22 protein-coding genes are annotated in these 20,557 nt (G+C 54.4%); 12 read left to right on the top strand and 10 right to left on the bottom strand.

Annotated features, from left to right (window positions below; genetic code table 11):
* Window positions 1–195 precede the first annotated feature (195 nt).
* From ACQG03_RS07495 to ACQG03_RS07505, 3 genes are all read right to left on the bottom strand, one after another.
* Window positions 196–1,098 (bottom strand): hypothetical protein, encoded by a 903-nt coding sequence (locus tag ACQG03_RS07495; protein WP_063163411.1) that lies wholly within the window; start codon window positions 1,096–1,098, stop codon window positions 196–198.
* A gap of 170 nt (window positions 1,099–1,268) precedes the next feature.
* Window positions 1,269–2,087, bottom strand: a complete 819-nt coding sequence (locus ACQG03_RS07500) for an abortive infection family protein (protein ID WP_045308519.1) — start codon at window positions 2,085–2,087, stop codon at window positions 1,269–1,271.
* A gap of 260 nt (window positions 2,088–2,347) precedes the next feature.
* Entirely contained in the window at window positions 2,348–4,033 is a 1,686-nt protein-coding gene (locus tag ACQG03_RS07505; RefSeq protein WP_001024855.1) for an aspartate:alanine antiporter, read from the bottom strand.
* A 274-nt stretch (window positions 4,034–4,307) separates the two neighbouring features.
* Between ACQG03_RS07505 and ACQG03_RS07510 the strand changes: the two genes are divergently transcribed.
* Window positions 4,308–4,682, top strand: a complete 375-nt coding sequence (locus ACQG03_RS07510) for an inner membrane protein YbjM (RefSeq protein WP_023299682.1) — start codon at window positions 4,308–4,310, stop codon at window positions 4,680–4,682.
* Between the two features lie 30 nt (window positions 4,683–4,712).
* On the opposite strand, the gene ACQG03_RS07515 is transcribed toward ACQG03_RS07510, so the two are convergent.
* Window positions 4,713–4,982 (bottom strand): GrxA family glutaredoxin, encoded by a 270-nt coding sequence (locus tag ACQG03_RS07515; protein WP_014169305.1) that lies wholly within the window; start codon window positions 4,980–4,982, stop codon window positions 4,713–4,715.
* A gap of 185 nt (window positions 4,983–5,167) precedes the next feature.
* Here ACQG03_RS07515 and nfsA point away from each other — a divergent pair, with 185 nt between their 5' ends.
* From nfsA to ACQG03_RS07570, 11 genes are all read left to right on the top strand, one after another.
* On the top strand, window positions 5,168–5,890 hold the full coding sequence (gene nfsA / locus ACQG03_RS07520; RefSeq protein WP_063150544.1) for a nitroreductase NfsA: 723 nt from the start codon (window positions 5,168–5,170) through the stop codon (window positions 5,888–5,890).
* 64 nt (window positions 5,891–5,954) lie between these two features.
* Complete coding sequence (rimK, locus tag ACQG03_RS07525; RefSeq protein WP_063163410.1) at window positions 5,955–6,857, top strand: 30S ribosomal protein S6--L-glutamate ligase; 903 nt, start codon at window positions 5,955–5,957, stop codon at window positions 6,855–6,857.
* Window positions 6,858–6,920: 63 nt separating this feature from the next.
* The gene (locus ACQG03_RS07530; RefSeq protein WP_022647571.1) at window positions 6,921–7,397 is read left to right on the top strand and encodes a YbjN domain-containing protein; all 477 of its coding nucleotides are present in this window, start codon (window positions 6,921–6,923) and stop codon (window positions 7,395–7,397) included.
* A gap of 350 nt (window positions 7,398–7,747) precedes the next feature.
* Window positions 7,748–8,860 (top strand): spermidine/putrescine ABC transporter substrate-binding protein PotF, encoded by a 1,113-nt coding sequence (gene potF, locus ACQG03_RS07535; protein WP_063163409.1) that lies wholly within the window; start codon window positions 7,748–7,750, stop codon window positions 8,858–8,860.
* 143 nt (window positions 8,861–9,003) lie between these two features.
* Window positions 9,004–10,137 carry a putrescine ABC transporter ATP-binding subunit PotG gene (gene potG / locus ACQG03_RS07540; RefSeq protein ID WP_023299684.1) on the top strand — a complete coding sequence of 378 codons (1,134 nt, stop codon included), beginning with the start codon at window positions 9,004–9,006 and terminating at the stop codon, window positions 10,135–10,137.
* A gap of 9 nt (window positions 10,138–10,146) precedes the next feature.
* Entirely contained in the window at window positions 10,147–11,100 is a 954-nt protein-coding gene (potH, locus tag ACQG03_RS07545) for a putrescine ABC transporter permease PotH (RefSeq protein ID WP_022647573.1), read from the top strand.
* The gene (gene potI, locus ACQG03_RS07550) at window positions 11,097–11,942 is read left to right on the top strand and encodes a putrescine ABC transporter permease PotI (protein WP_022647574.1); all 846 of its coding nucleotides are present in this window, start codon (window positions 11,097–11,099) and stop codon (window positions 11,940–11,942) included. The genes potH and potI overlap by 4 nt, the downstream gene beginning before the upstream one ends.
* A gap of 42 nt (window positions 11,943–11,984) precedes the next feature.
* On the top strand, window positions 11,985–12,482 hold the full coding sequence (locus ACQG03_RS07555; RefSeq protein WP_087878582.1) for a YbjO family protein: 498 nt from the start codon (window positions 11,985–11,987) through the stop codon (window positions 12,480–12,482).
* A gap of 40 nt (window positions 12,483–12,522) precedes the next feature.
* The gene (gene rlmC / locus ACQG03_RS07560) at window positions 12,523–13,650 is read left to right on the top strand and encodes a 23S rRNA (uracil(747)-C(5))-methyltransferase RlmC (RefSeq protein ID WP_032676348.1); all 1,128 of its coding nucleotides are present in this window, start codon (window positions 12,523–12,525) and stop codon (window positions 13,648–13,650) included.
* Window positions 13,651–13,722: 72 nt separating this feature from the next.
* On the top strand, window positions 13,723–14,430 hold the full coding sequence (locus ACQG03_RS07565; RefSeq protein WP_023299686.1) for a response regulator transcription factor: 708 nt from the start codon (window positions 13,723–13,725) through the stop codon (window positions 14,428–14,430).
* Window positions 14,414–15,883 carry a sensor histidine kinase gene (locus ACQG03_RS07570; RefSeq protein ID WP_023299687.1) on the top strand — a complete coding sequence of 490 codons (1,470 nt, stop codon included), beginning with the start codon at window positions 14,414–14,416 and terminating at the stop codon, window positions 15,881–15,883. Before ACQG03_RS07565 ends, ACQG03_RS07570 begins: the two co-directional genes overlap by 17 nt.
* Window positions 15,884–15,958: 75 nt before the next feature.
* Here the strand turns inward: ACQG03_RS07570 and artJ are convergent, their stop codons facing one another.
* The 6 genes from artJ to ACQG03_RS07600 form a co-directional block, all read right to left on the bottom strand.
* Window positions 15,959–16,690, bottom strand: a complete 732-nt coding sequence (gene artJ / locus ACQG03_RS07575) for an arginine ABC transporter substrate-binding protein ArtJ (protein WP_015571008.1) — start codon at window positions 16,688–16,690, stop codon at window positions 15,959–15,961.
* A 173-nt stretch (window positions 16,691–16,863) separates the two neighbouring features.
* On the bottom strand, window positions 16,864–17,532 hold the full coding sequence (artM, locus tag ACQG03_RS07580) for an arginine ABC transporter permease ArtM (protein WP_022647579.1): 669 nt from the start codon (window positions 17,530–17,532) through the stop codon (window positions 16,864–16,866).
* The gene (artQ, locus tag ACQG03_RS07585; protein ID WP_003858367.1) at window positions 17,532–18,248 is read right to left on the bottom strand and encodes an arginine ABC transporter permease ArtQ; all 717 of its coding nucleotides are present in this window, start codon (window positions 18,246–18,248) and stop codon (window positions 17,532–17,534) included. The genes artM and artQ overlap by 1 nt, the downstream gene beginning before the upstream one ends.
* 6 nt (window positions 18,249–18,254) lie before the next feature.
* Entirely contained in the window at window positions 18,255–18,986 is a 732-nt protein-coding gene (artI, locus tag ACQG03_RS07590) for an arginine ABC transporter substrate-binding protein ArtI (RefSeq protein WP_006174322.1), read from the bottom strand.
* Window positions 18,987–19,004: 18 nt separating this feature from the next.
* Window positions 19,005–19,733: an arginine ABC transporter ATP-binding protein ArtP gene (gene artP, locus ACQG03_RS07595; RefSeq protein ID WP_006809439.1), complete on the bottom strand. Its 729-nt coding sequence runs from the start codon at window positions 19,731–19,733 to the stop codon at window positions 19,005–19,007.
* A gap of 226 nt (window positions 19,734–19,959) precedes the next feature.
* Window positions 19,960–20,478, bottom strand: a complete 519-nt coding sequence (locus ACQG03_RS07600) for a lipoprotein (RefSeq protein WP_022647580.1) — start codon at window positions 20,476–20,478, stop codon at window positions 19,960–19,962.
* Window positions 20,479–20,557 lie beyond the last annotated feature (79 nt).

Below are 20,557 nucleotides of genomic sequence, written 5' to 3' on the forward strand. Positions count from 1 at the left end.
ATGAAACATGTAACCATCTGAAAAAAAATGACATTTTTAATTTTAAGTGAAAAAAGAAGATCAAATTTTATGAGGCGAGAAGCTCAGGGAAAACCCGCAGGGTGAGAACTGGTGCGGGTTTTCCATTAGGCAAGAACCTATGAAAAACTGAAAAGATTATCAGTGTTAGGATACACATGATTTTATGGGGGCACGTTAGGAATGTAACTGGCCAAGTCGTTTCAAAGCCCTCTCTTCATTAAAATTACAGAGTATGTAACTTCTAATCTCTGCGCCCAATTTCTCATGAACGTAGGGGTAATGATGCTCGTCGATATAAAACTGTATATTGCAGTTATCAATGAATTCACCTAGTTCGTATATTTCATTTTTAATAACAGGTTGATAGTTGTACCTGTTTTGATAACTAACAAAGGGAATGTTGAATATATGTTCTTCATCAAAGGTGTTATCTTGAAAAATTTTCATCAACATTTTAAGTCCATCAGGGTTGAAATCAAATAATTCATCAACTTCTTTTCGATGTTTGAATTCAAATAATTGGTTGATTACATTTTTATATAGCGGATTAATAGTGCAGAAAGTGGTTTTTTTATCTAGTCGGTGTAGTGGCAATATAATCTTACTTTCAAGGAGTCCCATGAATGCCTTATTGTGCTCAGATTCACTATATGATTCCAGAGCAATTGTGCAATCACTTTTATTGAGCTTTAACATTACATTTTTGGCTTGGAATGAATAGTCATTGAAGCTACTTTTAAATAAGTCTAATTTCTTGCGCTCGCTTATCTCTTTTTCTGCTGCTTGTTTTTGAAGGTCCAATTTATTCTTTCTGAGTTGTATTCTGTTTTTGGTGAAACTGTATAGGAAGTCTACTGAGTTGAATAGAATGGAAGATGTCAAAGCACCAAATGAAAAACCAATTACTGTAATTAATCCTAATGATAATTCGCTGGGTAGCTTAAATGGGGTCAGCATTGGTGCAATAAAAACCCAGCAGAAAATGATCGAACCAGCGATTATCAGCAGCCTGAGTGACGATCTAAATGAAACAAGATTTGTTAAGTGCGATAGAACCGTTGCTAAAGGGTCAGCCATTGAGTCCTCCTCAGTTTGTAACCAGTTATCATATATGAATTATTAAGCATCAGGACTAAGGCGCATAGAGTGTCATACATCACAAACAGATAAATCTAGTGCGACACTTTTGTGTCACTCATTTCTCGGCCAACAAATACTTACTTGAATGCTTAGGTTTATTCAAAGTATCACGGGCTTTTTTGTTTCTGTTCATCCCAAGATTCGAGAATGAACATAGTCAAGGTATGTGCGGCATTTATAGCTAACCTAGCGTGGCGAGGCTTTAAGTTATAGATTTTTCTCCCGGCTCCGTGAGCTGAACTTGCGTGAGTTCGTAGGGCACCAATCCCATCAGTCAACGAATAAAGGCCACTAAGAATGCGTTTGAGGTCTTCATCTTCAACTGCTTTAGTATCAAGCCCTAAAGACTCGCGAACAACTTTCCATAGTCCCTGGAGATCTTGCTTAGCTGGAACCTGAAGTTTTTCATCGGCAATAAACACTTTGAAGGTAGATTCCATAATGTTACAGGCTGCGGATACTGCTTCTCTCGGATCAGTGTGGATATTCTCAAGTGCCCTGGAAAACTCCATCTCTACTGCGGGAATGTTGCGTTTACCAATTGCCTCTTTTAGGGTGACAGAAGTTATCGATGCTCCATCAGAAATATGTCCGCCAGTTAGATATCGCAATCCATATCGACCAAGCAAATCAGTCATTTTTTCGGCAAAATCAACCTTGGGTTGCTCCCAACCGAATATGCTGCCTTTAGGCTGATCAGCTTCCATGTAGCCTTCTATCAATCTGCCAAGGATTGCTAATGGGTCGTCACATTCTTTGTTGATTCTTCTCAGCCAGTCCTGTGCTTTCGCCGCTTTCGCTAAATCAGGAGCATCGCCAGGTGCATCAGCGTACATGAACAAACTGTTCATGGTTGCGTGAGTTTCGACTGAGCCCATATGGTCCGATAAAACCGAAATAACTGGCTGTGGAATTTGTCGTCCCATATAGACTCCATCAACGTGATTACGCGCTGCCGCCATTTTGTCGCCAATGGCTTTAGTGAAAGGTTATAAGTGGTTGGTTTTCAGGGGATAATATAGCAGGCAACAAAAAACCCATCAACCTTGAACCAAAAATGGCGGGGTTGATGGGCTCCACAAATTGGGGACATCAAAGAAAAGCAGTGGCACTAGTTATGACTGCATCCTGCGTAAAAAGTTCTGCGCGTAACGAAAATTTTTTCAGCCACACGCAATCTTGAGATTTATCCGAGTCCTGGCCAGATAATGATGATCAGCGTACCTGCCAGCGTCAGCAGCACGTTTGCGATGGCGTAGGTGCCTGCATAGCCCAGCGCCGGGATGTTGCTGCGCGCGGTGTCGCTGATGATCTCCATTGCCGGTGCGCAGGTGCGCGCGCCCATCATCGCGCCGAAGAGCAGGGCGCGGTTCATGCGGAGCACGTAGGCGCCGAACAGGAAGCAGATGACTACCGGTACCAGGCTGACGATAAGTCCGGAAACCAACATTTGCCAGCCGACCGCACCCAGGCCATTGCCAATGCCGCTCCCGGCGCTTAAGCCGACACCCGCCATAAAGACCATCAGACCGAACTCTTTCACCATGTTCAGCGCTCCCTGAGGGATGTAGCCGAAGGTGGGATGGTTCGCTCGCAGGAAGCCCAGCATGATCCCGGCGAACAGCAGACCGGCAGCGTTACCGATGCCGAAGCTAAAGTTACTGAACTGGAAGGTGATCATCCCGATCATCAGGCCAACAATGAAGAAGGCGCAGAAGGCTAACAGGTCCGTCACCTGGCTGTGGATCGAGATAAAGCCGATACGGTCGGCAACGGTTTTAACACGTCGGGCATCGCCGCTGACCTGCAACACATCGCCTTTATTAAGCACCACGTTATCGTCGATAGGCATTTCAATCTGGCTGCGGATCACGCGATTGAGGAAACAGCCGTGGTCGGTCAGCTTCAACTGCGCCAGACGGCGGCCCACGGCGTTGTGGTTCTTCACCACAATCTCTTCGGTGACGATACGCATGTCCAGCAGGTCGCGGTCGAACACTTCTTTCCCGTTGCGGAAGCTCGGATCGAGACGCGCGTGGGCGTCCGGGTAACCAACCAGAGCGATGTCATCGCCCATCTGGAGTACTGCGTCACCGTCCGGGTTTGCCAGAATGCCGTTACGACGGATACGTTCGATGTAGCAGCCGGTCTGACGGTAGATCCCCAGCTCGCGCAGGTTTTTCCCGTCGGTCCAGGCAACCAGCTCTGGCCCGACGCGGTATGCGCGGATCACCGGCAGGTAAACTTTACGTTTGGAGTCCGTATCCAGACCACGCTCTCGGGCAATGGTTTGGGCGCTGGTCTGGAGATCCTGATGCTGAAGTTTTGGCAGATAGCGCGCGCCAACAATCAGGCTCACCAGACCAATCAGATAGGTCAGGGCATAGCCCAGGCTCAGGTTATCCAGCGCGGCGGAAAGCTGCGTGCCTGCCATGCCAGAATGACGAAGCGTATCCCCCGCGCCAACAAGCACCGGCGTGGAGGTCATCGAGCCTGCCAGCATACCGGCCGTTAAGCCGATGTCCCAGCCAAACAGTTTGCCCAGCCCTAACGCAATCAGCAGGGCGCTGCCGACCATCACCAGCGCCAGCATCAGATAATTTTTGCCGTCTCGGAAGAAAATGGAAAAAAAGTTCGGACCGGCTTCTACGCCAACACAGAAAATAAACAGCATGAAACCTAAGTTAAGCGCGTCCGTGTTAATACTGAAATGTTGCTGACCTAATAACAGGGAGACGACTAAAACGCCAATGGAATTACCAAGTTGAACTGAACCCAGGCGCAATTTACCCAGACAAAGGCCCAGTGCCAGTACCACAAATAATAACAGGATGTAATTCCCATTTAACAAGTCTGCGACGTTTATATTCACGGAGGCTAACTTCTTGTTTACCAGTAAGTTGTTGAATGAAAGGACTATTTGGGCTACTGTTTTCAGAGTCAGGGAATCACTTTGCACCTCCCTGCTTCCTGATAAATACCCTAAACACTAGCAGGCGGTTAGTTTAATCGTAATAGCTACCGACAGCCACCTATTATCGCACGACTTGTGTGCGTGCTTTGGCAAGGATTGCCGCAATGCTTTATCTGACTGGGCGTCCACCGGACGATTTTTGTATTTGATAGAGATAAGTCAGGAGGATAGTTTGAACTTTAAACGAAACTGGGTTGGCGTAATCAGCTGCTTTTTGCTGTTTACGGTCGTTTGCATGTCGCTTGCTTTTAATGTGAAGGGCGCCTTCAGAGCGTCCGGTCATCCCGAGCTGGGCCTGTTGTTCTTCATCCTGCCGGGGGTAGTGGCCAGTTTTCTCTCGCGCAAAGGCGAGGTGGTAATGCCGCTGCTGGGGGCCATCCTTGCGGCGCCCCTCTGCCTGCTTCTGATGCGCGTGCTGTTTCTCTCGTCGAGAAGCGTCTGGCAGGAAGTGGCGTGGCTACTGAGTGGCGTTTTCTGGTGTGCGCTGGGCGCGCTCTGTTTCTTATTTATGCGCAGCCTGCTGCAACAGCGGAAGCACCATAAATAAAAACGCCCTCAGGGTGAGGGCGTCTTAGCATTACTGAGCGGCAAACAGGCCCAGGTGCTCTTTGGCGTACGCTTCGAAATCGGTGCAGCCGCCGATGTGTTTCTGATCGAGGAAGATCTGCGGCACGGTTTCAACCGGTTTACCCACGGTTTTTTCCAGATCGGCTTTGCTGATGCCTTCCGCGTGGATATCCACGTAACGGAAGTTGAAATCATCACGTTCTTCAGTCAGTTTCTCAGCCAGCTCTTTCGCGCGCACACAGTAAGGGCATCCTGGACGACCAAAAATTACTGCAAACATTTCTCTCTCCTCAAAAAACAAGCCTGACGGCGAATAATCCCTATAGTGCACGATAACCTGCCGTCATGGAAAGAAGGTTTCACCTGTCACTTTGATACAGTCAGGCTATGTTTCGCCAATTACATCAGGTGGATCATTGCCTATACTGGCTGCCATACGTTTTACGCAATACAAAGAGAGACAAAATGACGCCAACCATTGACCTGCTTCGTTCCCACCGTTCCATTCGCCATTTCACCGATGAGCCGATCACCCAGGCGCAGCGGGACGCGATCATCGACAGCGCAAGAGGCACCTCCAGCTCCAGCTTTTTGCAGTGCAGTTCCATTATCCGCATCACCGATCCGGCGATGCGTGAACAGCTGGTAACGCTGACGGGCGGACAAAAGCACGTTGCCCAGGCGGCTGAGTTCTGGGTGTTCTGCGCCGATTTTAACCGTCACCTGCAAATCTGTCCTGAGGCGGAGCTGGGGCTGGCGGAACAGCTGCTGCTGGGCGTGGTGGATACGGCATTGATGGCGCAAAACGCGTTCACGGCGGCGGAATCGCTGGGGCTTGGCGGCGTCTATATTGGCGGGCTGCGTAACAACATCGAAAGCGTGACGGAACTGCTGAAGCTGCCGAAACACGTGCTGCCGCTGTTTGGTCTGTGCCTCGGCTGGCCGGCGGATAACCCGGATCTGAAGCCGCGTATTCCTGCTGCGATGCTGGTGCATGAAAACCACTACCAGCCGGTCGATCAGGACGTTCTGCATCACTACGATGAAGAGCTGGCGAACTACTATCTGACGCGCGACAGCAACAACCGCCGCGATACCTGGAGCGACCATATTCGTCGCACCATCATTAAAGAAAACCGCCCGTTCATTCTTGATTACCTGCACAAACAGGGCTGGGCAACGCGATAGTCCCTTCCTCCTGCGCCTCGTGTATGATAGGCAGGCTTTTCCCATGTCTTTAGAGAGGTGCAGGGTGAAAATTGCCATATTGTCCCGGGATGGAACGCTCTATTCATGTAAACGCTTGCGAGAAGCGGCGGCGAAACGCGGACATCAGGTTGAGATCCTCGATCCGATGTCCTGCTATATGAACATCGACCCTGCGGCGTCGTCGATTCATTACAAAGGCCGCAAACTCCCGCATTTTGATGCGGTAATTCCCCGCATTGGCTCCCAGATCACCTATTACGGCACGGCCGCGCTGCGCCAGTTTGAAATGCTGGGAAGCTATCCGCTCAATGAATCCGTGGCGATCTCACGCGCTCGCGATAAGCTGCGCTCGCTGCAGCTGCTGGCGCGCCAGGGGATCGATTTGCCCGTCACCGGGATTGCTCACTCCCCGGACGACACCAGCGATTTAATCGACATGGTGGGCGGTGCGCCGCTGGTCATTAAGCTGGTGGAAGGCACGCAGGGTATTGGGGTGGTACTGGCGGAGACGCGTCAGGCGGCGGAAAGCGTGATTGACGCCTTTCGCGGTCTGAATGCCCATATTCTGGTGCAGGAGTATATTAAAGAGGCCAAAGGGTGCGACATCCGCTGCTTTGTGGTGGGCGATGAAGTGGTGGCCGCCATAGAGCGGCAGGCGAAAGAGGGCGACTTCCGCTCTAACCTGCACCGCGGCGGTATCGCGCGGGTGGCCCTTATCAGCGAGCGCGAGCGCGAGATTGCGGTGAAAGCGGCGCAGACGCTGGGCCTGGACGTGGCGGGGGTCGATCTGCTGCGTGCCGACCGCGGGCCGCTGGTGATGGAAGTTAACGCCTCGCCGGGGCTGGAAGGGGTGGAAAAAACCACAGGCGTCGATATTGCAGGTAAAATAATCGCATGGATTGAACGCCATGCGACGCCGGGATTTTGCCTGAAAACGGGCGGTTAAATGGATCGGCGCGCACTTTTTGCGTAAGCTGGACAACGTTTTTATTTAAGAGGCTGCACAGCGATGGATTTACAGGTCGTACCTACACTGGATACGTTACGTCAATGGCTCGATGATGCCGGTATTACTTTTTTCGAATGCGACTCCTGCCAGGCGCTGCATCTGCCTCACATGCAAAATTTCGATGGTATTTTTGATGCCAAAATTGATCTGATTAACGACGTGATCCTGTTCTCGGCGCTGGCTGAAGTGAAGCCTTCAGCGCTGCTTGCACTGGCATCCGATCTGTCAGCGATTAACGCCAGTTCTTTGACGGTGAAAGCGTTTCTCGACATACAGGATGATAATCTGCCGAAGCTGGTGGTTTGCCAGTCTTTATTCTCCGGCGCGGGGCTCTCCTTCAAACAATTCGCCTGGTTTATGCGCCTGAGCGAAGAGCAAATTTCCATGGTAATGATGGAAGCCAACGCACATCACCTGCTGTATAGCGCGGAAGATGATGCCGAGAATAATGATGCATCTTCCAATTTTCTCCACTAAGCCTGTCTGACTTTTGCGCAGTCGCTACCAGAGCGGCTGCATAACACCGCTTTTTCTGCTGCTTTTAACCTTTCTTTAAAGAATTTTTCACCTCCTCTCAGGCCGTTTCGGCTTATCACATAGACATAATCTGCATAAAAAATTGATAAAAGGCGTTTTTTCGTCTGGGCTATAGCCGGAGACACGGGCTACAGTTATTCTTGCGGTGCTTAAAAAAGCGAGCGGAACCTGCCGGGAAGAGGGGTGTATTTTATTTCGGGCAGAGCGACAAACTATGCATGAATATTGCATATCTTCAGGCTGCACAGTTTTGGTTCGTTTGTTAACGAGCTTTCAGAAGGAATAACAATATGATCGCCTTGAATAAAAAATGGTTATCGGGTCTGGTTGCGGGTGCTCTGATGGCCGTCTCTGCCGGCACGCTCGCTGCGGAACAAAAAACGCTGCACGTCTATAACTGGTCTGACTATATTGCGCCGGACACCGTCGCGAATTTTGAAAAAGAGACCGGCATTAAGGTTGTCTACGACGTATTCGATTCCAACGAAGTACTGGAAGGCAAACTGATGGCGGGCAGTACCGGTTTCGACCTGGTGGTGCCCTCTGCAAGCTTCCTGGAGCGTCAGCTGACCGCCGGTGTCTTCCAGCCGCTGGACAAGAACAAGTTATCGAACTGGAAAAACCTCGATCCGGAAGTGCTGAAGCTGGTGGCGAAGCATGATCCGGACAACAAATACGCCATGCCTTACCTGTGGGCGACCACCGGTATTGGCTATAACGTGGATAAAGTCAAAGCGGCGCTGGGCCCGGACGTCAAGCTGGACAGCTGGGACGTGGTGCTGAAGCCGGAAAACCTCGAGAAGCTGAAAAGCTGCGGCGTCTCTTTCCTCGATGCGCCGGAAGAGATTTTCGCCACCGTGCTTAACTATCTCGGCAAAGATCCAAACAGCAGCAAGGCCGACGACTACACCGGTCCGGCGACCGACCTGCTATTAAAGCTGCGTCCGAATATTCGCTACTTCCACTCCTCTCAGTACATCAACGACCTGGCTAACGGGGATATCTGCGTGGCCATCGGCTGGGCGGGTGACGTCTGGCAGGCAGCGAACCGTGCGAAAGAGGCGAAAAACGGTGTGAATGTTTCCTACTTCATTCCGAAGGAGGGGGCGCTGGCGTTCTTCGACGTCTTCGCGATGCCGGCTGATGCGAAAAACAAAGAGGAAGCGTATCAGTTCCTCAACTACCTGATGCGTCCGGAAGTGATTGCCCACATCAGCGACCACGTCTACTACGCCAACGGTAACAAGGCCTCCGTGCCGCTGGTGAGCGAAGAAATCCGCAATAATCCGGCGATCTACCCGCCAGCCGATGTGTTTGCCAAGCTCTTCACCCTGAAAGTGCAGGAACCGAAAATTGACCGTGTGCGTACCCGCGCGTGGACGAAGGTGAAAAGCGGTAAGTAACGGCGTTTGATATCGTTGCCCGGTGGCGCTGTCGCTTACCGGGCCGACAAATCCCGTAGGCCGGGCAAGCGTTAGCGCCGCCCGGCGATACGCACCCTGACGGTGCGTTTGCACCAGTGTTGATCTATGCCGGAGAGCACCCCGTGAATGACGCGATCCCCCGCCCGCAGGCGAAAGTCCGTAAAGCGCTGACCCCGCTTCTTGAAATTCGAAACCTCACCAAATCCTTCGACGGCCAGCATGCCGTGGACGATGTCAGCCTGACGATCTACAAAGGTGAAATATTTGCTTTGCTCGGCGCATCTGGCTGCGGTAAATCGACCCTGCTGCGTATGCTGGCCGGGTTTGAACAACCTACCGCCGGGCAGATCGTGCTGGATGGGGTAGACCTCTCCAGCGTGCCGCCGTACCAGCGGCCCATTAACATGATGTTCCAGTCCTATGCCCTGTTCCCGCACATGACCGTCGAGCAGAACATCGCCTTCGGCCTGAAGCAGGACAAACTGCCGAAAGCCGAAATCACCGCGCGCGTGGCGGAGATGCTGAGCCTGGTGCACATGCAGGAGTTCGCGAAGCGTAAGCCGCATCAGCTTTCCGGCGGCCAGCGTCAGCGCGTGGCGCTGGCAAGAAGTCTGGCCAAACGGCCGAAATTACTCCTGCTCGACGAGCCGATGGGCGCGCTGGATAAAAAGCTGCGCGACCGGATGCAGCTGGAAGTGGTGGATATCCTTGAGCGCGTAGGGGTGACCTGCGTGATGGTGACGCACGACCAGGAAGAGGCGATGACCATGGCCGGGCGCATTGCGATCATGAATCGCGGTAAGTTCGTGCAGATAGGCGAGCCGGAGGAGATTTACGAACACCCGACAACCCGCTACAGCGCGGAGTTCATCGGCTCGGTAAACGTCTTCGAAGGGCTGCTGAAGGAACGCCATGACGACGGTCTGGTGATTGAATCGCCGGGGCTGGTGCACCCGCTTAAGGTTGATTCTGATAATTCCGTGGTGGACAACGTGCCGGTTTACGTTGCCCTGCGCCCGGAAAAAATCATGCTTTGCGATGAGCCGCCCGCCGATGGCTATAACTTTGCCGTGGGCGAAGTGGTACACATTGCCTATCTCGGCGATCTGTCGATTTACCATGTCCGCCTGAAAAGCGGGCAGATGCTCAGCGCCCAGTTACAGAACGAACACCGGTATCGCAAGGGACAGCCAACCTGGGGCGACGAAGTGAGCCTGTGCTGGGATGCGGACAGTTGCGTAGTCCTGACGGTATAAGGAGCGGTCATGAGCACACTTGAACCTCCAGCCCGCGTCAAAAAACCGGGCGGTTTCTCGCACTGGCTGGCGCGCGTGCAGATGGCGCATGGCCGCAAGCTGGTCATCGCCATGCCCTATATCTGGCTGATCCTGCTGTTTTTGCTGCCGTTCCTGATCGTCTTTAAGATCAGCCTGGCGGAGATGGCGCGGGCGATCCCACCGTATACCGATCTGTGGGAGTGGGCCGACGGGCAGCTGACGCTGACCTTAAACCTCGGGAATTTCCTGCAACTGACTGAGGATCCGCTCTATTTCGAAGCCTATTTACAGTCGTTACAGGTTGCGGCGATCTCAACGATCTGCTGCTTGTTGATGGGCTACCCGCTGGCGTGGGCAGTGGCGCACAGCAAGCCGTCGACGCGAAATATTTTACTGCTGTTGGTCATTTTACCGTCGTGGACATCGTTCCTGATCCGCGTGTACGCGTGGATGGGGATCCTGAAGAATAACGGCATACTGAATAACTTCCTGCTGTGGCTTGGGGTGATCGACCAGCCGCTGACGATCCTGCATACCAACCTTGCGGTGTATATCGGGATTGTCTATGCCTATCTGCCGTTTATGGTGCTGCCAATCTATACGGCGCTGACGCGAATCGATTACTCGCTGGTGGAAGCCTCGCTGGATCTCGGCGCACGCCCGTTGAAGACGTTCTTCAGCGTCATTGTGCCGCTCACAAAAGGCGGGATCATCGCCGGATCGATGCTGGTGTTTATCCCGGCGGTCGGGGAGTTTGTGATCCCCGAACTGCTCGGCGGCCCGGACAGCATCATGATTGGCCGCGTGCTGTGGCAGGAGTTCTTCAATAACCGCGACTGGCCGGTGGCCTCGGCGGTGGCGATTGTCATGTTACTGCTGCTGATCGTGCCGATCATGTGGTTCCACAAACATCAGCAGAAACAGATGGGAGACCACGGATGAACAACTTACCGGTAGTACGCTCCCCGTGGCGAATTCTGATCCTGATTATCGGCTTTACCTTCCTGTATGCGCCGATGCTGATGCTGGTGATCTACTCGTTCAACAGCTCTAAGCTGGTCACCGTCTGGGCGGGCTGGTCGACGCGCTGGTACAGCGAGCTGTTCCACGATGATGCGATGATGAGTGCGGTGGGGCTGAGCCTGACCATTGCGGCGCTGGCGGCGACGATGGCCTGCGTGCTGGGCACGATTGCCGCGCTGGTGATGGTGCGCTTCGGCCGTTTTCGCGGAGCAAATGGTTTTGCGTTTATGATCACCGCCCCGCTGGTGATGCCGGACGTCATCACCGGTCTGTCGCTGCTCCTGCTGTTTGTCGCGCTGGCGCACGCCATCGGCTGGCCAGCGGATCGCGGGATGCTCACCATCTGGCTGGCGCACGTCACCTTCTGTACGGCGTATGTGGCGGTGGTCATCTCCTCGCGGCTGCGCGAGCTGGATCGCTCCATTGAAGAGGCGGCGATGGATCTCGGCGCCACGCCGCTGAAGGTCTTTTTCATCATTACGCTGCCGATGATTATGCCGGCGGTGATCTCCGGCTGGCTGCTGGCGTTCACGCTCTCGCTCGACGATCTGGTTATCGCCAGCTTTGTGTCGGGGCCGGGCGCGACGACGCTGCCGATGCTGGTCTTCTCCAGCGTGCGCATGGGGGTGAATCCGGAGATTAATGCCCTGGCCTCCATCATCCTCGGCGTGGTCGGAATTGTCGGATTTATCGCCTGGTATTTGATGGCGCGCGCGGAAAAGCAGCGCGTGCGCGATATCCAGCGTGCAAGACGCGGCTGAAGGAATTATTATTTCCAGTGATGTGCCGCGTATGACGCGGCACTGTTTTTCAGGGAAGTAAAAACATTGGGATTCTTACAAAAAACACGTCATTCGCACGCCCGTCCGAACGTCCCTGCGCTGGTGCAGGTGGCGGCGCTCGCCATTATTATGATCCGCTGCCTGGATGTGCTGATGATTATGAACACGCTGGGCCCGCGAGGCATGGGGGAGTTCATTCACCGCAGCGCGCAGACGTGGAATCTGACGCTGGTGTTTCTCAGCAGCCTGATGCTGGTGTTTATTGAGATCTACTGTGCGTTCTCGCTGGTAAAGGGGCGCAACTGGGCGCGCTGGGTATATTTTCTTACGCAGATCACCGCCGCCAGCTATCTGTGGGCCGCCTCGCTGGGCTATGGCTATCCGGAGCTGTTCAGCATTCCCGGCGGCTCCCGCCGCGAGATTTTCCATTCCTTAGTGATGCAAAAATTGCCGGACATGCTGGTGCTCTGCCTGCTCTATGTTCCCGCCTCCAGTCGGCGGTTCTTCCGCCTGCAATAATGTGTATAATCGCAGCCCTCGTGATTCTTAAGGTTTTCATATGCAGTGCGCACTCTATGACGCCGGACGCTGCCGCTCCTGTCAGTGGATAGAACAGCCGGTCCCTCAACAACTCACCGCCAAAATGGCCGACCTGCAACAGCTGCTGGCAGCACACGCGGTGGGCGAGTGGTGCGCACCCGTCAGCGGGCCGGAGCAGGGCTTTCGTAATAAAGCCAAAATGGTGGTCAGCGGCAGCGTCGAAAAGCCGCTGCTGGGCATGCTGCACCGTGACGGCACGCCCGTCGATCTCACCGGCTGTCCGCTGTATCCCGCCTCGTTTGAGCCAGTGTTTACCGCCCTGAAACCCTTTATCGCCCGCGCGGGGTTAACGCCCTATAACGTTGCCCGCAGGCGCGGCGAGCTTAAGTACCTTCTGCTGACCGAAAGCCAAATCGACGGCGGGATGATGCTGCGCTTTGTGCTGCGTTCGGAAACCAAACTGGAGCAGCTTCGCGCGGTGTTGCCGTGGCTGCAGGAACAGCTTCCGCAGCTCAAGGTCATTACCGCTAATATTCAGCCGGTGCATATGGCGATCATGGAAGGAGAGAAAGAGATTTTCTTCACCGAACAGCATGCGCTGGCGGAGAATTTCAACGGCGTGCCGCTGTGGATCCGTCCGCAAAGCTTCTTCCAGACTAACCCCACCGTCGCCAGCGCGCTGTACGCGACCGCGCGCGACTGGGTGCGTGCGTTACAGGTTCATCACATGTGGGATCTGTTCTGCGGCGTCGGCGGCTTTGGCCTGCACTGTGCCACGCCAGACATGCAGCTCACCGGGATTGAAATTTCTGCGGAGGCCATCGCCTGCGCGAAACAGTCCGCCGCGGAGCTGGGGCTGACGAATCTGCACTTCCAGGCGCTGGACTCGACCCGGTTCGCCACCGGCCAGGGCAACGTGCCGGAGCTGGTGCTGGTAAACCCGCCGCGCAGGGGCATCGGCCAGGCGCTCTGCGATTACCTCAGCCAGATGGCGCCGGAGTACATCGTCTACTCCAGCTGTAACGCGCAGACCATGGCGAAGGATATCGCCAGCCTGCCGGGCTACCGCATTGCGCGCGTTCAGCTCTTTGATATGTTCCCGCACACTGCGCATTACGAAGTGCTGACGTTGCTCGTGAAATCTTAAACAAAATGTGAACTCTTCCCCCGCTCGAAATCAGGTAAGCTTACGCCATAACAAATGATTGAAGGCTTACCCATGAAGCAGATCCTGCTGGTAGAAGATGACCACGATATCGCGGCACTCCTGCGTCTTAACCTGGAAGATGAAGGCTACGCCATTACCCACGAGCCGGACGGGGGAAAGGCGTTACCGCTTCTGGAAAAACAGCCGTGGGACGCGGTGATCCTCGATCTGATGCTGCCGAATGTTGATGGTCTGGAGATTTGCCGCCGTATCCGCCAGATGACCCGCTACCTGCCCATTATCATCATTAGCGCCCGCAGCAGTGAAACTGACCGTATTACCGGCCTGGAAACCGGGGCGGATGATTATCTGGCAAAACCTTTCTCGGTGCAGGAGCTGATTGCCCGCATTAAGGCGCTGTTCCGCCGACAGCAGGCGATGGGCCAGGCGCAGACGGACGGCATTATTCAGGCGCACGGTCTGACTATCGATCCGCTGGCGCGCACCGTGCGTCTTAACGGTCAACACGTCGATCTCACCCCGCGTGAATTTGAACTGCTCTATTTTTTTGCCCGCCATCCCGGAGAGGTCTTTTCACGGCTGGCATTGCTGGAGCAGGTGTGGGGGTATCAGCACGAAGGCTACGAACACACCGTCAACACCCATATTAACCGCCTGCGCATCAAAATAGAGAAAGATGCCGCCGAGCCGGAGATCGTTCGCACCGTCTGGGGTAAAGGCTACAAATTTGCGGAGCAGAATCATGATGCGTCGCTTTAGCCTGAGCCAGCGCCTGACGCTGCTGTTTACGGTGTTACTTTTGCTCTGCGCCACCGTCGCCTGTGCGGTGCAGCTCTACGTTAGCATGCAGTACGGCAATGCGATGGTGCAGCGGCTCTCCGGTGGGCTGGCGCAGCAGATTGCGCAGCGGGAAGCGATTCTGGATACGCAGGGCAGGGTGGATCGCAGCGCCTTAAAGCCGCTGTTCGACCGGCTGATGACCTTTAATCCGAGCGTCGAGCTGTATGTTGTCTCGCCTGATGGCGATATCCTGGCCGATGCCGCCCCGCCGGGGCACATTCAGCGGCAAAAAATTGACCTCGCGCCGATACAGAATTTCCTGAGCGGGACGGTGATGCCGGTGTTTGGCGACGATCCCCGAAGCCAGAATAAGAAAGTCTTCAGCGCCACCCCGCTGCGACAGGACGGCGAGCTGAAGGGGTATCTGTACATTATTTTGCAGGGGGAGGAGTCCAACGCGCTGGCGGAGATGGCCTGGCACAAAGCGCTCTGGAGTACGGCGCTGTGGTCGATGCTGCTGGTGGCGCTGTTTGGTCTGCTGGCCGGGTTGCTGCTCTGGTACTGGGTGACGCGCCCGGTTAAACAGCTCACGCTGGACGTGGCCGGGCTGGAGCAGGACAGCATCAGCGCGATTAAGCAGCTGGCGGCCCAGCCGCTCGAGCCTGCCGGCCAGGATGAAGTGGCGATCCTGCGCAATACCTTTATCGAGCTGGCGCGCAAAATCACCTCTCAGTGGGATCGGCTGGCCGACAGCGACCGCCAGCGCCGGGAGTTTATCGCCAACATTTCGCACGACTTACGCACCCCGTTGACGTCGCTGCTGGGTTATCTGGAAACGCTGTCGCTGAAATCCGCCACGCTGTCGCCGCAGGAGCATCAGCAGTACCTCGCTACCGCGCTGCGTCAGGGGCAAAAGGTACGCCATCTGTCGCAGCAGCTGTTCGAGCTGGCGCGTCTTGAGCACGGCGGCATCAAGCCCCAGCGCGAGCGTTTTGCCATGGCTGAACTGATTTCCGACGTGGCGCAGAAGTTTGAACTTACCGCCCGCACGCGCGAGGTGAACCTGCGTATTGATGTGCCGGGGCGATTGCCGCTGGTGAACGCCGACGTGTCGATGATCGAGCGCGTGGTCACTAATCTTCTGGATAACGCCATCCGTCATACGCCGAGCGGCGGAGAAATTCGTCTGGCGGTCTGGCAGGAGAATGAACGACTTCAGGTCGAAGTGGCAGACAATGGTACGGGCGTAGATGCCTCGCTGCGCGACGATTTGTTCCAGCGGCCTTCAGCGTTAAATCCTCAGGCGTCGCGGGAGAACCGTGGGGGATTAGGGCTGTTAATCGTGAAGAGAATGCTGGAGCTGCATGGTGGCGGGATCAGGCTGATGGAGTCCGTGAGCGGGGCGCGGTTCAGGTTCTTTGTGCCGCTATGAGAAATTGCCGGGTGGCGCTGCGCTTTCCCGGCCTACAGACCACCCCCGTAGGCCAGACCACCCGGCAAAAAGAGATTACTGCGGGAACCACTGCTCGCTGATTTTCTGGTATGTGCCGTCAGCTTTGATCGCTTTCAGCGCGCCGTTCAGTTTTTCCAGCAGGGCTTTGTTATCCGGACGTACCGCGATGCCGAGGCCGGTACCAAAGTACTGCGGATCGGTCACTTTCTCCGTCGCTGTACCCAGCTGCGGGTTGGTTTTCAGCCACTCATTCACCACCGCGGTGTCGCCAAATACGCCATCGATACGGCCATTTTTCAGGTCGATAATTGCGTTCTGGTAGCTGTCATAGGCCACGGTTTTCACTTCAGGATGCTTGTCCTGGAGATATTTCTGGTGCGTGGTGCCGTTTTCCATGCCGATGCGCTTGCCTTTCAGCTCGTCGAAAGACTTATAAGCCCCTTTCTTCGCAATCACTACCGCAGAGTTCGCGTAGTACGGGTCGGTGAACGCGACCTGCTTGCTGCGCTCTGGGGTGATATCCATGCCGGAGATCACCGCATCGTATTTTTTAAATTTCAGGGACGGGATCAGGCTGTCAAACGCGTGGTTAGTAAAGGTGCAGTCGGCCTGCATCTGCTTGCACAGCGCTTTAGCCAGGTCAATGTCAAAGCCGACGATCTGGTTGCTGGCATCCAGCGATTCAAACGGCGGATAGGTGGCAGAAACGCCAAAATTGATTTTATCTGCGGCGGATGCGCCTGCGGCGAAGGTTGCGAGTAATGCGGCCAGAACTAACTTTTTCATTGTAATGCTCCCGTCTGTCTTATTTATGCGCCGTGTCTGCGGCCTGGATATACAATGCCATTTACTGAATTTATATGCAATAAAAATGATTAAATATTACCTTTGTTGCAAAAAAAAGCGGATAACCCATCAGGTTACCCGCTCAATGAATACCGTTTTATGCATTGGCGTGATTAATTCCTGCGCTCAAACGCCAGCGCCTTACGCTCGATAAGACGCATCATCAGCGTCAGCAGACCGTTGACCACCAGATAGACCAGACCCGCCGCACCGAACACCATCACGTCGTAGGTACGTCCGTACAGCAGCTGCCCGTGGCCCATCACTTCCATCAGGGTGATGGTGTAGGCCAGAGAGGTGCTTTTGAACACCAGAACGACTTCATTGGAATAGGAAGAGAGCGCACGCTTAAAGGCGTATGGCAGCAGGATCGCCAGCGTGTCCTTCTTGCTCATGCCCAGCGCACCGCAGGACTGCCACTGGCCTTCCGGGATCGCGCGGATCGCGCCGTAAAACAGCTGCGTGGTATAGGCCGCGCTGTTCAGTGAGAGAGCTATCAGGGCGCAGAGCCATGGCTCAGAGAGCAAATGCCAGATAACCGGATATTCCTGTAACGACGGGAACTGCCCTGGACCGTAGTAAATCAGGAAGATCTGCACCAGCAGCGGCGTACCGGTAAAGAGCGTAATGTAGCCACGGACAATCCACACCAGCACCGGCGTTTTCAGCGTCAGGACGATGGTGAAGAACAGCGCCAGGATCAGCGCTACGATGATAGACGCAACGGTCAGCGTCAGGCTGGTGTGCAGCCCTTTCATCAGTTCGGGTAAATAATCCAGCATCAGCCTGGTCTCCGTTCAAAACGCGTTGCGCGCAGATCAATACGCTTCAGAACGTACTGGCTCAGCAACGTGATTACCAGGTAGATAGCCGCCGCGACGATGTACCAGGTAAATGGCTCCTGCGTACGGGTGGCGATACTTTTGGTTTGCAGCATCAAATCGTTCACGCTGATCAGGCTCACCAGCGCGGTATCTTTCAGCAGTACCAGCCACTGGTTGCCCAGCCCTGGCAGGGCATGACGCCACATCTGCGGCATCACCAGGCGGAAGAAGATCGCCGCTTTCGACAGGCCCAGCGCCTGACCGGATTCCCACTGTCCCTGCGGTACCGCTTTCAGCGCGCCGCGCAGCGTTTGTGACGCATAGGCCGAATAGAGCAGGGAGAGCGCAATTACGCCGCACAGGAACGGGCTGACGTCGAAGTTCTCAATCTGCATTTGCACCGGGATCTGCGCAAAGCCGAGATTAATCGTAAAGCCGTCCGACAGCGTTAACAGCAGCTGTGAGGAGCCGAAATAGATAAACAGGACCACCAGAATTTCCGGCAGTCCACGCAGCACAGTTACCAGCGCTGAACCGAGCCATGCGACAGGGCGCCACTTAACGGACTCCCACACCGCAAAGAACATCGCCAGTACGAGGCCGATAATCAGTGCACAAACGGCAAGGCCGACGGTCATCCCGGCGGCGCTTGCTAAAGGAAAAATTTCATTCATCAGGAATTACTTCTGGAACCATTTTTTGTAGATGGTTTCGTAGGTGCCGTCTTTCTTCACTTTTTCCAGCGCAGCGTTGAATTTCTGCTGCAGCTCGGTGTTGCCCTGACGTACGGCAATACCCAGACCTGTACCGAAGTAGTCTTTATCTGTCACCTTGTCACCCACGGCGGCCAGCTTGTCGTTCGCTTTCAGCCATTCAGTCACGACAGCCGTGTCCCCGAACACCGCATCGATACGGCCGTTTTGCAGGTCCAGCTTCGCATTCTGGTAGCTGTCATACGGCACGGTGGTGATTTCCGGGTGCTTATCCATGATGAATTTCTGGTGCGTGGTGCCGTTCTGCACGCCGACTTTCTTGCCTTTCAGCAGGTCAACGGAGGCGTATTTACCTTTCTGACCAATGAACAGCGCCGAGTTGTCGTAGTAAGGGGTGGTGAACAGAACCTGCTTTTCACGCTCCGGAGTGATGTCCATACCGGCCATCACGGCGTCGATACGGCGGAACTTCAGGCTGGGGATCAGGCTGTCGAACGCCTGGTTGCTGAAGGTACAGGTCGCGTCGATCTCTTTACACAGGGCATTTGCCAGATCCACGTCGAAGCCAACAATCTTGTTGTTCGCATCAATGGATTCAAACGGAGGGTAGGACGCTTCAGTGGCGAAACGGATGGTCTGGGCTGCGGTAGCGGAAAGGCTGACGCTAGCAAGCAGCGCGGCAATCAATACTTTTTTCATTATAATTTCCCTAACACATCAGTGTGATAAGTAGTTTTTGAAGGCATCGGTTTGCGGGTTGGTGAAGCAGCTCGCATCACCTTGCTCAACAATATACCCGTTTTCCATGTAGACCACGCGGCTGGCGGTTTTGCGCGCCACTTCCACCTCGTGGGTCACGATGACCTGGGTAATGTTGGTTTCCGCCAGTTCACGAATGATACTCACGATCTGGGCAGTAATTTCCGGGTCCAGCGCTGCGGTTGGTTCGTCGAACAGCAGCACCGCTGGCTCCATCATCAGCGCACGGGCGATCGCCACACGCTGTTGCTGACCACCAGAGAGATGCAGAGGATAACGGTCGCTGTACGGTTTCAGACGCAGACGTTCCAGCAGCTTTTCAGCTCGCGCCATCGCCTGGTCTTTGCTTAAGCCAAGCACGCGGCACGGGGCTTCAATCAGGTTTTGCACCACTGTCAGATGCGGCCAGAGATTATATTGCTGGAAAACCATGCCCACGTTTTGACGCAGTTCACGAATCGCTTTATCAGAAGGGGTTTTCGCGAAGTCAAAATGGTTACCGGCGATGGCCAGCGTTCCCGAACGGGGCATTTCAAGCAGATTTAAAACACGCAGAAGGGAGCTTTTTCCCGCGCCGCTTGGGCCGAGCAAAACCAGCGTTTCGCCCTCCGGGCAGCTCAGCGTAATGTCGAACAGCGCCTGGTGTGCGCCGTAGAAGCAGTTAATGCCGTTTAGTTTAATACTCATCGGGGCAGTCTTTACTCATCCAGGCAATCTATAGCAATTGAGGCCGCAGATAGTACCGTTGACAGAATAGTTATGCAATATTTCTGCGTTAAAAGTTAAATATAACCCGTGTTTCCTCTTAAACATAGCACAAAATAGCGACGGGAAAGGGGGGCGAGAATAAATGTCGGCATTCCGCATGAAATGCCGGACATTTTACGGGGTTAACGTTTATTTAACGTATGCGTTAGCGGTTCTCAATCGACTGGCGAAGGGTGCCCGCCGGAGCATGAACGCTGCCGCCAATGTAGCGCACATCATCTATTGCCCAGCACTGGCCTTCACGGATCATCAGCACCTCATCCTGCCAGGTTTGCGTCCCCTGGGTTAGCTTCACGCGCAGAGGAATATTCCGTGCGTCGGTATTCGGAATGGTGGACGCGCTGGCGACGTCGGCGCTGTCCGGCAGCGTGGCGCGGCTGGAGAACGGATCGGATGAAAGCAGCGCGTTTTGCTGCGGATCGCGCGAGGCGTCATTAAGCAGTTTCGCCAGATTATCGCTCAGGTACGGGCGCAGGGCGGTGAGGTCATTACCGCGATGCTGAATGCGGTAATCATAGAACTGTTGCGCCACGGCGTCCGGGCCGCCCTCAATGCAGGGGCCGCTGCGGGAACCGATATCCTTAAAGGCTGGCGTGACCGGCGTAGTGCAGGCGCTGAGCACCAGCGCGCAGGGCACTAAAAGCGTTAAAGCAGAGTAGCGCATGTTGATTTCCTTATTTATTAACTATCCTTTCAATCATAGCGTAACGAACCGATAATGCAGTTGCTAACGCATTGAACGC

It is taken from the genome of Enterobacter cloacae complex sp. 342H5, from assembly GCF_050030905.1.
GTDB lineage: Bacteria > Pseudomonadota > Gammaproteobacteria > Enterobacterales > Enterobacteriaceae > Enterobacter > Enterobacter intestinihominis.

Coding starts and splice junctions, on each gene's coding strand:
- ACQG03_RS07495 (WP_063163411.1), bottom strand. CDS start 1,098: ATGGCTGACCCTTTAGCAACGGTTCTATCGCACTTAACAAATCTTGTT.
- ACQG03_RS07500 (WP_045308519.1), bottom strand. CDS start 2,087: ATGGGACGACAAATTCCACAGCCAGTTATTTCGGTTTTATCGGACCAT.
- ACQG03_RS07515 (WP_014169305.1), bottom strand. CDS start 4,982: ATGTTTGCAGTAATTTTTGGTCGTCCAGGATGCCCTTACTGTGTGCGC.
- nfsA (WP_063150544.1), top strand. CDS start 5,168: ATGACGCCAACCATTGACCTGCTTCGTTCCCACCGTTCCATTCGCCAT.
- ACQG03_RS07530 (WP_022647571.1), top strand. CDS start 6,921: ATGGATTTACAGGTCGTACCTACACTGGATACGTTACGTCAATGGCTC.
- potF (WP_063163409.1), top strand. CDS start 7,748: ATGATCGCCTTGAATAAAAAATGGTTATCGGGTCTGGTTGCGGGTGCT.
- potH (WP_022647573.1), top strand. CDS start 10,147: ATGAGCACACTTGAACCTCCAGCCCGCGTCAAAAAACCGGGCGGTTTC.
- potI (WP_022647574.1), top strand. CDS start 11,097: ATGAACAACTTACCGGTAGTACGCTCCCCGTGGCGAATTCTGATCCTG.
- rlmC (WP_032676348.1), top strand. CDS start 12,523: ATGCAGTGCGCACTCTATGACGCCGGACGCTGCCGCTCCTGTCAGTGG.
- ACQG03_RS07565 (WP_023299686.1), top strand. CDS start 13,723: ATGAAGCAGATCCTGCTGGTAGAAGATGACCACGATATCGCGGCACTC.
- ACQG03_RS07570 (WP_023299687.1), top strand. CDS start 14,414: ATGATGCGTCGCTTTAGCCTGAGCCAGCGCCTGACGCTGCTGTTTACG.
- artJ (WP_015571008.1), bottom strand. CDS start 16,690: ATGAAAAAGTTAGTTCTGGCCGCATTACTCGCAACCTTCGCCGCAGGC.
- artM (WP_022647579.1), bottom strand. CDS start 17,532: ATGCTGGATTATTTACCCGAACTGATGAAAGGGCTGCACACCAGCCTG.
- artQ (WP_003858367.1), bottom strand. CDS start 18,248: ATGAATGAAATTTTTCCTTTAGCAAGCGCCGCCGGGATGACCGTCGGC.
- artI (WP_006174322.1), bottom strand. CDS start 18,986: ATGAAAAAAGTATTGATTGCCGCGCTGCTTGCTAGCGTCAGCCTTTCC.
- artP (WP_006809439.1), bottom strand. CDS start 19,733: ATGAGTATTAAACTAAACGGCATTAACTGCTTCTACGGCGCACACCAG.
- ACQG03_RS07600 (WP_022647580.1), bottom strand. CDS start 20,478: ATGCGCTACTCTGCTTTAACGCTTTTAGTGCCCTGCGCGCTGGTGCTC.